Source organism: Desulfarculaceae bacterium (assembly GCA_020444545.1).
Classification (GTDB): Bacteria; Desulfobacterota; Desulfarculia; order Desulfarculales; family Desulfarculaceae; genus Desulfoferula.
Genome location: JAHLKT010000003.1, coordinates 390,584 through 405,370, shown reverse-complemented (window position 1 = coordinate 405,370; position 14,787 = coordinate 390,584). Strand labels below are relative to the sequence as shown.

Here is a 14,787-nt window from a genome sequence, read left to right as displayed (position 1 = left end):
GGAGGCTGGGTAATGAATGCCAAAAGAATAGCGGCCCTATTGGCCCTGCTGCTGACGGCCTCCCTGCTCCTGAGCGGCTGTCTGGGCGACGGCGGCAAGGAATCCCAGGTTTACGAGGGCGCCTGCCTGGCCCTGGACGCGGGCGGCAAGACCCTGACCCTGGCCAACTCGCAGCCCAAGCTCAACCCGGTCAAGGGGGCCTCGGCCACCTTCGACATCTCCCGGGCCAAGGTGGGCCTGGCGCCGGAAAAGGGCAACATGATCCGGGTGGCCTACTTTGCCGAAGGCAAGAAGCTGGTGGCCATCAAGGTGATGAACCTGACCAAGCAGGACCTGCGCAAGAAGTGAGCGAACCCTCCCCCGCGCCCGGCAGCGGGCCGGGGGAGGCACCCTAGGAGCTACCCATGGACTTTCGCCGAGGCCTGATCCTGTTGATGATGGACGTGCTGCTCTTGGCCGAGCTGACCGTGGCCATCTGGTACGCCCACTTCGACCGGGCCGAGATTTCCTGGCGGTTCCTCCAGGTGTTTCTGCCCACCGCCATCCCCACCATCATCGGCACGCGCATCGCGCTGAAAAGGTGGGCCCCCAAGCAGAAGGTTTCTCCGGAGGAGGCCGCCCGTCAGCCCTGGCGGCCGGTGAACCTCTTCGGCGCTCTGGGCACCTCGGTGCGCCCCGAGCGGCGCGACGACTAGCGAGGCGCGGATCATGGTCAAGCGCTTGAGCAGATTGCTGGGCCGAGGCGGCGGCCACAAGAAGGGGGCGGACCAGACTCCCCCCGGCGAGCTCAAGCTGCGCTTCCGCGAGTTCAAGTACCTGCTGAGGGCCAACAACGAGGTGCTGGCCATCATCGCGGAGATCGAGCAGCAGCTGGGCGAGGGCGGGCAGGTGGGCCTGGACTTCCTGCGCAGCCGCTACATCGCCGCCAGCGCCAAGGTCTACAAGATGATCCGCCACCTGAACAGCATCTCCGGTGGGCGCTACCAGACGCTCATGCCGGTGTTCAACAACATCCGGGGCAAGATCGACACGATTTTGGAAGAGGGCGGCGGCCGGGGTGGCGATGAACTCATCGCTCCCCTGGAGAGCCTGCCCGCGGGCTCGGCCCATCTGGCGGGCAACAAGGCGGCCAACCTGGCCGAGCTGATCACGGCCGGGTTGCCGGTGCCGCCGGGCTTCGTGGTCACCACCACCGCCTTCCGCCGCTTCATGGAACACACCGGCCTGGGCGGCCAGTTGCGCCAGGCCCTGATGCTCATGGAGGGCTCGGGCCCCGGCGAGGTGGAGGCCTTCAGCCGCCTGTTGCAACGCAAGGTGCTGGCCGCGTCCCTGCCGGACGAGCTGGAACAGGAGCTGACCCGGGCCGCCCGCGCCCTGGCCGCCGCGGGCAACGGGGGACTCTTGGCCCTGCGCTCCAGCGCGGTGGGCGAGGACACCTCCAGCTCCTTTGCCGGGCTCTACCGCAGCGTGCTCCAGGTGCCGCCCGGCGACGTGGCCCAGGCCTACCGCGAGGTGGTGGCCGCGCTCTACGCCCCCGAGGCGGTGGTCTACCGCCGCCAGCGCGGCCTGCTGGACCAGGACGCGGAGATGGCCGTATTGGTGCAGCCCATGCTGGCGCCCCAGGCCAGCGGGGTGATGTACACCACCGACCCCCTGGGCGGCGGAAAAGGCCCCCTGCTCATTAGCGCGGTGCGTGGCCTGGGGGCCAAGCTGGTGGACGGCTCGGCCGACCCGGACATCTACAGCCTGGAGCGGGAGCGGCCGCCCATGCTCCTGGACTTTGCGGCCAACGGCCCGGCCGACAGCACCCCTCCCCTGAGCGAGGGGCAGGCTCTGGAACTGGCCGGCATGGGCCTGGACCTGGAGGAGCGCTTCACCTGTCCCCAAGACGTGGAGTGGGCCCTTACCCCCACGGGCCGCATGATGATCCTGCAGTCGCGGCCCTTGCAGGTGCTGGCCGCTCAGGCACCGCCTCCGCAAGTGAGTCAGCAGCCCCTCTTGGAGGGCGGCCAGACTGCGCGCCCCGGCGCGGGCAGCGGCCCGGTGGTGCTGGTGGGCAACGAAAAAGACCTGCCCGCCTTCCCCACCGGCGCGGTGCTTCTGGCCAAGAACACCTCGCCGGTGCTGGCCTCGGCCCTGGCCCGCGCGGCGGCGGTGATCACCGACGTGGGCGGAGCGGCTGGGCACCTGGCCTCCTTGGCCCGCGAGATGGGCGTGCCCGCCCTGGTGGGCACGGGCAACGCCACGCGGATAATTGCGCCGGGGCAGGTGGTCACCGTGGACGCCGGCGGCAAGCGGGTTTACGCCGGGCGGGTGGAGGCGCTCCTGGGCGGCCGGACCGAGGCCACGGTGTGCCGCGAGCGGCCACTGCCCAAGCCGGAGTGGCACCAGGCCGCCGGGCTCATCACCAAGCTCAACCTAACCGACCCGCGCAGCCCGCGCTTCACGCCGGGGCACTGCCTCACCTTCCACGACATCATCCGCTTGGTGCACGAGATGAGCTTCAAGGAGATGTTCCGCCTGGGCGATCTGGTGGGCCAGCAGGCCGGCGGCGAGGCCCGCCGCCTGGAGGCGCGCCTGCCCTTCGAGCTGTGGCTCATCGATCTGGGCGGCGGCCTGAACGGCGCGGGCGGCAAGGCGGTGGACCCGGAACAGGTACTCAGCGCGCCGGGCGCGGCCCTCATCCGGGGCCTCACCGACCCGGCGGTGGACTGGGCCAAGCCCCGGCCCATCAGCGCCAAGGGCCTGGCCTCGGTGTTCAGCGGCACCCTGCTCAACCCGCCAAACGGCAGCGGCGGCCTCAGGGACATGGGCCAGAGGGCCTACGCCATCGTGAGCGCGGAGTATCTCAACTTCAACTGCCGGGTAGGCTACCACTACACCGCCCTGGACAGCTTCTGCGGTCCCCAGCAGAACGACAACTACATCAGCTTCCGCTTCCACGGCGGCGCGGCCACCGAGGACCGCCGCCGTCTGCGCTGCGAGCTTATCGAGCGCCTGCTAAGCGAGCTGGGCTTCAGCGTGGAGTGCCAGGGCGACCAGGTGAGCGCCTTCCTCAAGAAGCACCCCGCCGAGTCCACCGCCGCCATCCTGGAGGAGCTGGGCCGCCTCATCCTGTTCACCCGCCAGATGGACATGCTCATGAGCGGCCGGCCCATGGTGGATTGGCTGGCCCGGGCCTTTGCCGCCAAGAACTACAACCTGGACCCCAGCCAGCAAGGGGAAGGCGCATGAACCACCCCTATGCCAACCTCTCGCGCCGCATGACCGTGGTGGCCCTGCTGGTGGCGCTGTTGCCCCTCAACGGCCTGGGCCTGAGCCTCTACTATTACTTCAACTACGCCAACACCGAGACGCTCAAGGAAGAGCTGCGCATCCGGGCCCTGAACCGGGCCAGCGCCATCGAGCTGTTTTTGGCCGAACGCACCGCTCTGTTGGAGGTGCTGGCCCACTCGGCCCGCCTGACCCAGCTGAGCAACGAGGCCGCCCTGAGCCGCCTGCTTTCGATAATGAACCGGCGCTCCTGGTCTTTCGTGGACCTGGGCATCATCGACGCAAACGGCGACCACCGCGCCTATGTGGGGCCCTATCTGCTCAAGCAGCAAAACTACCGCGACGCCCCTTGGTTTCAGCAAGCCATGCTCAAGGGCGTGTACATCAGCGACGTGTTCCTGGGCTATCGCCAGGTGCCCCACTTCGTCATCGCGGTAAAGCACGACAACGGCGGCGAGAGCTGGGTGCTGCGGGCCACCATCGACTCGGACGTGTTCAACCGCCTGGTGCGCACCGCCCAGGTGGGCCAGACCGGCGACGCCTACATCGTGGACAAGCAGGGCCGCCTGCAAACGCCTTCGCGCCTGGGCGGCAAGGTGATGGACAAGGCCGATCTGGACCTGCGCGCCGTGCCGCCGGGTATAACCGTGAAGGAGCGGGTCAACGCGGCGGGCGACAAAGTGATCCGCGCCTGCGCCCCTCTGGAGCACGGCAACTGGCTGTTGGTCATCGACCAGAACCCCAAGGAGATCCTGGGGCCGCTGAACCTGGCGCGCAACGTGGAGCTGGGGGTGCTGGGCCTGGCCAGCCTGTTCATCATCGCGGCGGTGCTGATCATGGTGCGCCTGTTCATACGGCGGCTGGAGGCCAACGACGCCGAGCGCGCCGCCCTGGACGCCCAGCTGGCCCACTCGGCCCGTCTGGTTTCCCTGGGGCGCATGGCCGCCGGGGTGGCCCACGAGATCAACAACCCCCTGGCCGCCATCAGCGAGCTGGCCGGCGAGGCCCAGGACATCCTGGACGCCGAGCAGCTGGCCAAACTGGAGGAAGGCGAGGTGGTGGGCGAGAACCTGGGGCGCATCCAGAACCAGGTGGAGCGGGCCCGCAACGTCACCCACCGCATGCTCAAGTTCGCCCGGCGCATGGAACCCCACCTGGAGAGCACCGACGTCAATGAGTTGATCCGCGAGACCTACTCCTTCGTGGAAAAGGACGCCCTGTTCAACAACGTGCGAGTGGAGCTGATGCTCGACCCGGCCCTGCCCCTGGTGCAGAGCGACCGGGCCCAGCTCCAGCAGGTGGCGCTCAACCTGATCAACAACGCCCTGGACGCGGCGGGCCAGGGCGGCTGGGTGCGCGTGACCAGCGGGGTGGAGGGTAACGAGCTGGCGGTGCGGGTCTGCGACAGCGGGCCGGGCGTGCCCCGCGACCTGGCCGAGCGCATCTTCGACCCGTTCTTCACCACCAAGGCACCGGGGCAGGGCACCGGACTGGGCCTGTCCATCAGCCACGCCATCATGCAACGCCTGGGCGGCTCCCTGGAGCTGGAGAGCAAGCCGGGCATGGGCGCGGTGTTCGTCATCCGCCTGCCCAACCGGGCCCCCGAGGCCCCGTAAGGCGACAGCCATGATCATGCATAGAACCATCAAGGTCCTCACCGTGGACGACGACCGCGAGTTCGCCGCCGCCCTGGCCGAGCGCCTGGAGCTGCGCGGCCTGTGGGCCCGTCCGGCCTATGGCGGCTGGGAGGCCCTGCGCATCGTGGAGGACTGGAGCCCGGAAGTGGTGGTCTTGGACGTGGATATGCCGCTATTGGACGGCATCGCCACCCTGGGGCACCTCAAGCGCCTGCACCCCGGGGTGGAGGTGATCCTCTTGACCGGCCGAGCCTCGGTGAGCGCGGCCATGGAAGGCCTGGCACTGGGGGCCTTTGAATTCTTGATCAAGCCGACCCCCATCGAGGAGCTGATCCGCTGCATCGAGGAGGCCTGCCGCCGGGGCGGGGAGGACGGGGAGCCGGGCAGCGCCCCGGTCCAAGGAGAGTGAGATGACTGCATTCAAGGTTCTTATCGTGGACGATGAGGTGGACTTCCTGGAGTCCCTGGTGCGCCGCCTAAAGCGCCGCATGGTGGACGCCAGCGGAGTGACCAGCGGGGAGGCCGCCCTGGAGCACTTGGCCCGCGAGCCCGCCGACGTGGTGGTCTTGGACGTGAAGATGCCGGGCATGAACGGCATCGACACCCTGCGCGAGATCAAGAAACGCCACCCCAGGGTGGAGGTGATCCTCTTGACCGGCCACGCCTCGGTGGAGTCCGGGGTGGAGGGCCTGGCCCTGGAGGCCTTTGACTACCTGATCAAGCCGGTGAAGCTGGACGAGCTCATCGAGCGGGTCATGGAGGCCTTTGACCGGCGCCGGGTGGTGGGAGAGATCGACGCGGCCGAGCATGGCGCGGGCGAGGGCATCTGAGGCCGTGCCATGAACCTGGTGGAGCATTTTCGGCGCTGGTTCGCCCAGGGCTCCCCGCCGCCGGACCAGGACACGGCCCGGCGGCTGCGGGCGGAGTTTTCCGCCCGCTATAGCTGCTTCCGCGATCTGCTGGCCGCCAACCAGCGCGCCCTGGAGGCCATCGCCGAGATGGAGCAGGCTCAGGCCGGGCCCCACAGCCCCAGCATGGCCTTTGTGCGCGGGCGGGCCACGGCCACCGTGGTCAGCGTGTACCGCATGATCCAGGGCCTGAACGCCCTGGCTCCGGACCGCTACCCCGGCCTGGCCGAGGCCTTTGCCAAGGTGCGCGGCCAAGTGGATCAGGCCCTGGGCCCCGAGGCAGCGCCAGGCGAGGGGCCGCTGGTGGTGCCCCTGGGCCAAGAGAGCGCGGCGGACGAGTCCCTGGCCGGACCCAAGATGGCCGCCCTGTCTTCCCTGGCCGGGGGCCTGGGCCTGCCGGTGCCGCCGGGCATGGTCATCACCACCGTGGCCTTTCGCCGCCTGGCCGAGCACAACCGCCTGCCCGAGGAAATCGCCCGCCTGCTGCAAAGCGCGGACCTGGAGCAGACCGACAGGCTCTTGGCGGTGTGCTCGCGCATCCAGGGCCTGTTCACCACCGCCGAGATACCGTGCGAACTTAGCGAGGCGGTGGAGCGCGGCCTGGAGGCGCTCCGGGCCGAGGCCCCCGCGCCGCTCAGGCTGGCCCTGCGCTCCAGCGCCCAGGGCGAGGACGCGCCCGGCGCCTCTTTTGCCGGGCAGTTTGCCAGCGAGCTCAACGTGGACCCGGCCCACTGGCAGGAGGCCTATCTCTCGGTGGCGGCCAGCCTCTACGGCCCGGCGGCGGTGGCCTATCGCCGCCGCATGGGCCTCATCGACGAGGACGCGGCCATGGCCGTGGGTTGCCTGGCCATGATCCCGGCCGTGGCCGGGGGGGTGGCCTACAGCGCCGATCCCCTGGACCCGGAGCACCAACGGGTGCTGATCAACTCCTGCTGGGGCCTGCCCAAGGCGGTGGTGGACGGCTCCTGGGATTGCGACTCCTTTGCGGTGGAGCCCGGCTCCCCGCCGCGCCTGGCCGCCAGCTGGGTGGCCATCAAGCCGCGCCGCTATGTGTGCCAGCCCGAGGAAGGCGTGCTGCCCGAGGGCCTGGACGAGGCTGAGGCGGCCGCGCCTTCGTTGAGCGACGACAAGATCCTGGAGCTGGCGGCCCTGGCCCGCAAGCTGCACCAGCACTACGGCGGGCCCCAGGACGTGGAATGGGCCCTGGACCCGGCGGGGCGGCTGGTCATCCTGCAATGCCGCCCCTTGCCCCGCCCCACGGCAGGGACCGAGGCCGAGCTGCCCGTGGGGGCCGAGGAAAAGCGCCTGCTTACCGGCGGAGTCTGCGCCAGCCCGGGCGCGGGAGGCGGACCGCTGCGCTGGGTGCTCACCGGCGGCGACGCGGTGGCCTTCAGCCAGGGCGAGGTGCTGGCCGTGGAGCAGCCATTGCCCCGCTGGGCTCCCTTGCTCAGCCGTGCGGCGGCGCTGGTCTCGGTGCGCGGCGGGGTGGCCGGTCACCTGGCCAGCGTGGCCCGCGAGTTCGCGGTGCCCGCCCTCCTGGGCCTGGGGCCATCGGCCCGCGAGCTGGCCCCGGACGCGGAGGTCACGGTGGACGCCAGCGGACGCGCGGTCTACGCGGGCCGCCTGGCCCTGCCCGGCCGCGAGCCCCTGGCCGAGGGCCAACCAGACACCCCAACCCGCCGGGTGCTGAACAAGGCGTTGGCCCTGTGCGCCCCGCTCAACCTGGTTGATCCCGAGGGCGCGGGCTTCATCCCCGAAGCCTGCCACACCCTGCACGACCTCACCCGTTTCTGCCACCAGAAGGCGGTGGAGGAGATGTTCAGCGCGGCGGCCAAGGAGCACTTCCCCCTGCACGCCGCCCGCCAGCTGCACTACCAGGTGCCCATGCAATGGTGGGTGCTGGACCTGGGCGGCGGCCTCAGCGGCGAAAGCCAGGGCAAGTACGTGCGCCTGGAAGAGATCTGGTGCGCGCCCTTCCTGGCCCTGTGGGAGGGGCTCACCGAGGTGCCCTGGGACGGGCCGCCGGCTCTGGACGCGGCGGGCATGGCCTCGGTGATGTTCACCGCCACGGCCAGCCCCAGCCTGGGCGGCGGGGCCAAGGGCCGCCTGGCCGAGCGCAATTACTTCCTGATCACCGACACCTTCATGAACATGCAGTCCCAGCTGGGTTTTCACTTTTCCTCCTTGGAGGCCGAGGCCGGGGGGCAGGCCGGGGGCAACTTCGTGAGCTTCTGCTTTAGGGGCGGAGCCGCGGACGCACCCCGCCGGCGCACCCGCCTGGCCTTCTTGGAGGAAATCCTGGCCGGGCTGGGCATGGAGGCGGTGATCAAGGGCGAGGCCCTGCTGGCCCGGGCCGAGGGCCGGGATGCCGATGAAACCTTAAGCCTGGTCAAGTCCCTGGGCTATCTGACCATGCACACCCGCCAGCTGGACATGATCATGGCCCGGCCCGAGCGGGTGGAGTTCTACCGCGCCAAGATAGCGGCCGACCTGGGCAAGCTGGGCCCGCCGGCCCCGGCGCACAGCGTGCAGGACCCCCTGGCGGGAGAGCGCGATGCATAGAGTATTGATCGCCGAGCCCGACGCCCGGCTGCGCGAAAAGCTAGAGCGTTTGATCATGGACCAGGGCTGCCGGGTGGCCTTGGCCGAGGACGCCGAGAAGGCCCTGGCCGAGATCGCCGCCGGGCCCCTGGATTTGGTTTTGCTCAGCGCGGCCTTGCCGCCGGCGGGCGGCCTGGAGTTCCTGGCCGCGCTCAAAAAGAACGAGCCGCGTTTGCCGGTGATCGTCACGGCCAACCACGGCGCGGCCACCAGCCAGACCATCGAGGCCACCAAGCTGGGGGCCTTCGACTACGTGGCCCTGCCTTGCGACCCGGCCGACCTGGCCGCCCTGTTGCGCCAGGCCCTGGAGGCGGGGCGCTTCATGCGCTCACCGGTGCGTTTGGACGGCAACGAGCCCCAGGCCCTGAGCGCGGGCGATGCCCTGTTGGGCAGCTCCCGGCCCATGCAGGAGCTATACAAGACCATTGGCCGGGCGGCGGCGGCAGACTCCACGGTGCTCATCCAGGGCGAGAGCGGCACGGGCAAGGAGCTGGTGGCCCGCGCCCTGTTCCAGCACAGCACCCGCGCGGACAAGCCCTTCGTGGTGGTCAACTGCGTGGCCATTCCCGAAACGCTTTTGGAGAGCGAGCTGTTCGGCTACGAGAAGGGGGCCTTCACCGGGGCGGGCGCGCGACGCATCGGCAAGATAGAGCAGGCCGACGGGGGCACCGTGTTCCTGGACGAGATCGGCGACATGCCCCTGGCCATCCAGGCCAAGATGCTGCGCCTGTTGCAGGAGCGCAGCGTGGAGCGCATCGGGGGCCGCCAACCCCTGGCGGTGGACGTGCGCATCATCGCGGCCACCAACCGCGACCTGGCCACGGCGGTCCAGGAGGGGCGCTTCCGCGAGGACCTCTACTACCGCCTGAACGTGGTGCCCATCACCCTGCCGCCTCTGCGCGAGCGCCGCGAGGACGTGCCCCAACTGGCCGACTACTTCCTGGCCCGGGTCACCCGTGAGCTGGGGGTGCGCAACCCGGGCATCACCCCCCGGGCCTACGAGCTGCTGGGCGCCTACCACTGGCCGGGCAACGTGCGCGAGCTGGCCAACGCCATGGAGAAGTGCCTCATCTTCGGACGGGGCCGTCCGGTGGGGGCCGAGGAAGTGGCCTCGCTGGTGCTGGGCCAGGAGGAAAACGGCCAGGTGGGCCTGAGCCCCGAGGTGGACCAGGCCATCCGGGCCTGGGTGCGCCGGGGCATCGCGGCCGGGCGTCCCAAGCTGCTGGACGAGATACTAGGCCGGGTGGAGCGGGTGGTGGTGGGCGAGGCCCTGGAAACCTCCACGGGCAACCGCACCCACGCGTCCAACCTCCTGGGCCTGTCGCGGCCCTCGCTGCTGGCCCGCATGAAGAAATACAACCTGGGCTGACCGCTTTTTTGCCCGCGCGGCTGTCGGAAAACTTTGCACTCTGTAAAGGAATCCGACAGCCGCATGGGAACAAGCCCGACAGCGTCCGCTTTCCTTTCATCCCCTGAACATGGGGCATTCCGCCAAGACCCCGTAATCATCGTCTAAATTGCCTCCCCGTCTTGCGGAGCCGGAGATGGTGCCTTTTGGCACAGCCCTTGCCATTACTCAAACCGACTATCTCAGGGGAGAAACGCGATGTCCCAAAGCCACGGCCGGCCCGCCGCCTATTACCGCACCCTGACCCGCCTGCTGGTGCTGTTCGTGATGGTGGTCTCGCTGGTGCCCCTGATCTTCTCCGGGGCGGTCATCCTCTACGAGTTCGACCGGGCCTACCAGAGCAAGGTGGAGGAGCATCTGGAGGTGCTGATCAACAAGCACCGCCGCACCATCGATGCCTTTCTCACCGACCGCCTGGCCGACATCCGGGTGCTGGCCCGCTCCTATCCCGTGGTCACCCTCAACGACCCCGCCTTCCTGCGCGCCAAGCTCAGCCTGCTGCGCGAGGAATACGGCGGCGTGTTCGTGGACCTGGGGCTGGTGAACCCCCAGGGCCGCCAGGTGGCCTACGCCGGGCCCTTCAACCTCACCGGGGCCGACTACGCCACGGCCCAGTGGTTCAAGCAGGCCCAGGCGGGCGAACACTTCATCTCCAACGTCTTTGCCGGCCTGCGCGGCAGCCCGCATTTCATCGTGGCTGCCAAGAAGCGGCTCATGGGCCTGGACTGGCTGCTCAAGGCCACCATCGATTTCGAGGCCTTCAACGCCTTGGTGGAAAAGTTGCGCATCGGCGAGACCGGCTTCGCCTTCATCCTGGACCGCTCGGGCTCCTTCCAGACCAAGCCACGCCAGGAAGTGGCGCTCTCCGGCGGGGCCTGGCGCGAGCTGCTGCGGCAGCCCCTGGACGGCGGCAAGGTGACCATCGTGCAGCGCCCCGATCCCGTGGGCCGCGAGATGATCTACGCCGCCGCGCCGCTGAAGAACGGCTCCTGGGTCATCTGCGCCCAGCAGGAGAAGGCCGACGCCTTCAGCCTGCTGCTCGGGGCCCAGCGCATGGCCATCGCCATCTTCGTGCTGGGCGGCATCGTCATTATCCTGGTCTCCCTACTTCTGGCCCGGCGGCTGGTAAACCGCATCGCCGAGGCCGACACCCAGAAGGAAGCCATGAACGAAAAGATGATTGAAGCGGGTCGGCTGGCCTCCATCGGAGAGCTGGCCGCGGGCATCGCCCACGAGATCAACAACCCGGTGGCCATCATGGTGGAGGAGGCCGGCTGGATCGAGGACCTCATGAGCGAGGAAGGGCCGCTTAGCGAGGAGACCCTTGCCGAGATCCAGCGGGCGGTGCAGCAGATCCAGGAGCAGGGCAACCGCTGCAAGCAGATCACCCACAAGCTCCTCAGCTTCGCGCGCAAGACCGACCCCACCGTGAAGGAAGTGAGCCTCAACGGCCTGGCGGAGGAGGTGATCGCCCTGGTGAGCCAGAAGTCGCGCTACGCCGGGGTGCGCCTGGAAACCGAGCTCACCAAGGGCCTGCCCCGGGTGGCGGCCAGCCCCAGCGAGCTGCAACAGGTGCTTCTGAACCTGGTGAACAACGCGGTGGACGCCATCGACAGCGAGGGCGGGGTGGTCACTGTGAAGAGCAGCCCGGAAAACGGCTGGGTCAAGCTGACCGTCACCGACACCGGCATGGGCATCGCCCCGGCCAACCTGGCCCGCATCTTCGACCCCTTCTACACCACCAAGCCGGTGGGGCAGGGGACCGGCCTGGGCCTGTCCATCTGCTACGGCATCATCAACAAGCTCGGCGGCGAGATCAAGGTGACCAGCGCCAAGGGCAAGGGCTCCACCTTCGTGGTCCTGCTGCCGGCCATATCCCAATCCGGCGCGGCCCCGGCCCCTGAACCGGCCGCGCAGAGCTAACCCCCAAGGGCGTGATTTAAAGCGGAGGAACCAAACCATGATTCATATCAACCCCTCGGTTCTCCTGGTGGACGATGAAGTCCCCTTCGTGGAGACCATGGCCAAGCGCCTTGCCAAGCGGGAGTTGACCGTCGACACCGCTTTCAGCGGCAAGGAAGCCTTGGCCAAGCTGGACAGCGGCGGGCCCAGCCGCACCGACGTGGTCATCCTGGACGTGAAGATGCCCGGCATGGACGGCCTGGAGACCCTGGCCGCCATCAAGGGCGCCCACCCCAATGTGGAGGTGATCATGCTCACCGGCCACGCCACGGTGGAAAGCGCCATCGAAGGCATGAAAAGCGGGGCCTACGACTACCTCATGAAGCCCTGCGAGATGGACCTCCTCTTGGCCAAGGTCAACGAGGCGGTGGCCAAGAAGCGGGCCCACGAGGCCAAGATTCTGGACGCGCGGGTGCGCATGCACGCGCTCCGGCGGGAGACCTAGGAGGCGCTCATGGGCGGTCGAGGAGGCGAGGGGCTCCGGATTCTCTTGGTGGACGACGAGCTGGGCTACCTGGAGGTGCTGCAAAAGCGCATGACCCGGCGGGGCCTGGAGGTGACGCCGGTGAGCAGCGGAGCCGAAGCGGTCCGCGTGGCCCGCGCCCAGAGCTTCGACGTGGCGGTGGTGGACCTGAAGATGGAGGACATGGACGGCATCGAGGTCCTCAAGGTCCTGAAGATGATGGACCCCGGCCTGACGGTCATCATCCTCACCGGCCACGGCAGCGAGCAGGCGGCGCGCGAGGGCATGGCCCTGGGAGCCTTCGACTACCTGACCAAGCCTTGCGAATTGAGTGACCTGTTGGAGCGCATCCACGCCTCGCAAGGAAGCTAGGCCCCGGGGAGGGGCCGCAAACCAAGCCACAACCCTGGCGATAAAAAGCGGAAGGGACACTAGAGATGAGATTCTTACAAGGGTTGGGACAATTCATGGTGGCCGGGGCCCAGGCGCACGCGCGCTGGGAGATAAACAACGCCCGCACCATCATGGGTGACAAGAAAAGACTCGTTATCATCGGGCTGATGCTCATCCCGGTAATCCTGGGGGGCATAGCCTTCGCCGACCAGGTGAGCCAGGCGGTGGGCAGCCACCTGCCCGACGTGCTGGGCGGCAAGAAGGCCTACAGCCCGGCTTTCTACTCCACCGGCATCTTCATCGCCTCCATCCTCATCGGCCTGTGCGCCGGGCTCATCACCGGCTGCATCGGCGCGGGCGGCGGCTTCATCATCGCCCCGGCCCTGATGAGCGCGGGCATCAAGGGCATCCTGGCCGTGGGCACCGACCTGTTCCACATCTTCGCCAAGGCCATCATGGGCAGCGTGATTCACCGCAAGCTGGGCAACGTATCGGTGGCCCTGGCGGCCACCTTCCTCATAGGGGCCATCGGCGGGGCCTCCTGCGGCGGGCTGATCAATCGGGTGCTCTACGAGATCAACCCGGTGCTATCCGACGCCTTCATCACCACGGTGTACGCCATCATGCTGGGCGGGCTGGGCTTCTATGCCCTGGGCGACTTCCTCAAGTGCCGCAAGAGCGCCGAGGCCTGCGAGCTGCCCCATGGCGGCAAGAGCGAGGGCGCCGAGCTGGGCAACCTGCCCAAGAAGCTCCAAGGCATGAAGCTGCCCCCCATGGTGCGCTTCGACCAGAGCCTGGTGCCCGGCGGCCGGGCCATAAGCGCCTGGTTCCTGATCATCAGCGGCTTCATCGTGGGCCTGGCGGCGGGCATCATGGGCGTGGGCGGCGGGTTCCTCACCTTCCCCATCTTCGTCTACACCCTGGGCGTCAGCTCCATGACCACGGTGGGCACCGACATCTTCCAGATCGTGTTCACCGCCGGCTTCGCGGCCATCAGCCAATACGCCATCTACGGCTTCATCTTCTACACTCTGGCCATGGGCATGCTCATCGGCTCCCTGCTGGGCATCCAGATCGGGGCCATGGTCACCAAGGTGGTGCCCGGCGTGACCATCCGCGGCTTCTACGCCATGGCGGTCCTGGCCGGTTTCATGAACCGGATCTTCGCCCTGCCCGGCAAGCTGGTGGAGATGGAGGTGTTCTACCTGCCCAAGAACGTGGTCCTGGTCCTGGACCAGATCGGCATCTGGGCCTTCTTCGCGGTGATCGGAGGCTTCGCGGTCTGGGTCATCGGAACCTTCCTTAAGAACACCCGCACCCTGCGAGCGGCCCATCCGGCGGGCCCGGCCCTGGGCGAGGAGGTGGTGTCATGAGCAAGAAGAACAAGAAGGGCAAGCTGGCCGCCGGTCTGATCATGGTGGCGGTGTTCGTGGTGGTGCTGATCGTCTTCTTCATGCCGGTGTTCCACGGCCACAACGGCCTGGACTACCTGGATCAGCTCTACAACTCCATTTCCAAGGACTCGGCCTACTACATCCCCGACCTGGGCAAGCAGGCGGCCAAGTATGACGGCGCCAAGCTGGAGGCCACCCTGGACCTGGGTGACACAGGCATGGCGGCGCGCACCGCGCTGCTGTTCGCGGCGGCCGGGGCCAAGGCGGTTCCCGAGGGGACCAAGCTGAAGGTGTCGGGCGACCTGGGCAAGGTGTTCGCCTCCTCCCTGGCCGACAGCGACGCCATGTTCCACAACGACGGGGCCAAGCTCAGCGCGCGCTACGAAGGCAAGGACCCCAAGCTGATGCTCTACACCTGGTGGAATGCCTACAAGGCTCTGGAGAAGTCGCTCAACCGCCAGAAGGCCTTTGCCCAGGCCAAGTTCGCCAAGACGGTGCAGGCCAAGGCGGTGGAGATGAGCTACAACTACTACGGCATCAAGCCCCAGAGCATCGGTGACAAGTGGCTGATCGTGGTGATCAGCCTCCTGTTCTACGTCATCTACACCCTGTGGTACGGCTACGGAGTCATGTACCTGTTCGAGGGAACCGGCTATCAGCTGGAGCACTGAACCGCGCCCCGGGCCGCTCCTTGGCGGGCGGTCCGGGGACTTATTTTAGAGGGCCGCTTTGCAACTGAACTATAATA

The 14,787-nt window shown here is 68.2% G+C and carries 13 protein-coding genes; all 13 read left to right on the top strand.

What is annotated here, in order from left to right:
* The first annotated feature begins 12 nt into the window (after window positions 1–12).
* The gene (locus KQH53_10335) at window positions 13–348 is read left to right on the top strand and encodes a hypothetical protein (protein ID MCB2227063.1); all 336 of its coding nucleotides are present in this window, start codon (window positions 13–15) and stop codon (window positions 346–348) included.
* 56 nt (window positions 349–404) lie between these two features.
* Window positions 405–695: a hypothetical protein gene (locus tag KQH53_10330; GenBank protein MCB2227062.1), complete on the top strand. Its 291-nt coding sequence runs from the start codon at window positions 405–407 to the stop codon at window positions 693–695.
* A gap of 13 nt (window positions 696–708) precedes the next feature.
* The gene (locus KQH53_10325; GenBank protein ID MCB2227061.1) at window positions 709–3,234 is read left to right on the top strand and encodes a hypothetical protein; all 2,526 of its coding nucleotides are present in this window, start codon (window positions 709–711) and stop codon (window positions 3,232–3,234) included.
* On the top strand, window positions 3,231–4,889 hold the full coding sequence (locus KQH53_10320) for a hypothetical protein (GenBank protein MCB2227060.1): 1,659 nt from the start codon (window positions 3,231–3,233) through the stop codon (window positions 4,887–4,889). The genes KQH53_10325 and KQH53_10320 overlap by 4 nt, the downstream gene beginning before the upstream one ends.
* Before the next feature lie 16 nt (window positions 4,890–4,905).
* Window positions 4,906–5,319 (top strand): response regulator, encoded by a 414-nt coding sequence (locus KQH53_10315; protein ID MCB2227059.1) that lies wholly within the window; start codon window positions 4,906–4,908, stop codon window positions 5,317–5,319.
* Between the two features lies 1 nt (window position 5,320).
* A complete protein-coding gene (locus KQH53_10310; GenBank protein MCB2227058.1) occupies window positions 5,321–5,740 on the top strand; it encodes a response regulator in 420 nt (139 codons plus the stop codon).
* Window positions 5,741–5,749: 9 nt separating this feature from the next.
* A complete protein-coding gene (locus KQH53_10305; GenBank protein MCB2227057.1) occupies window positions 5,750–8,380 on the top strand; it encodes a hypothetical protein in 2,631 nt (876 codons plus the stop codon).
* Window positions 8,373–9,788, top strand: a complete 1,416-nt coding sequence (locus KQH53_10300; protein ID MCB2227056.1) for a sigma-54 dependent transcriptional regulator — start codon at window positions 8,373–8,375, stop codon at window positions 9,786–9,788. Before KQH53_10305 ends, KQH53_10300 begins: the two co-directional genes overlap by 8 nt.
* 237 nt (window positions 9,789–10,025) lie before the next feature.
* Window positions 10,026–11,750, top strand: coding sequence for a two-component sensor histidine kinase (locus KQH53_10295; GenBank protein MCB2227055.1), 1,725 nt, complete (start codon window positions 10,026–10,028; stop codon window positions 11,748–11,750).
* 37 nt (window positions 11,751–11,787) lie between these two features.
* Entirely contained in the window at window positions 11,788–12,234 is a 447-nt protein-coding gene (locus tag KQH53_10290) for a response regulator (GenBank protein MCB2227054.1), read from the top strand.
* 9 nt (window positions 12,235–12,243) lie between these two features.
* Window positions 12,244–12,624 (top strand): response regulator, encoded by a 381-nt coding sequence (locus KQH53_10285; protein MCB2227053.1) that lies wholly within the window; start codon window positions 12,244–12,246, stop codon window positions 12,622–12,624.
* Window positions 12,625–12,689: 65 nt separating this feature from the next.
* Window positions 12,690–14,018 carry a sulfite exporter TauE/SafE family protein gene (locus KQH53_10280; protein ID MCB2227052.1) on the top strand — a complete coding sequence of 443 codons (1,329 nt, stop codon included), beginning with the start codon at window positions 12,690–12,692 and terminating at the stop codon, window positions 14,016–14,018.
* Window positions 14,015–14,710, top strand: coding sequence for a hypothetical protein (locus KQH53_10275; protein ID MCB2227051.1), 696 nt, complete (start codon window positions 14,015–14,017; stop codon window positions 14,708–14,710). The genes KQH53_10280 and KQH53_10275 overlap by 4 nt, the downstream gene beginning before the upstream one ends.
* The last annotated feature ends 77 nt before the right edge of the window (window positions 14,711–14,787 follow it).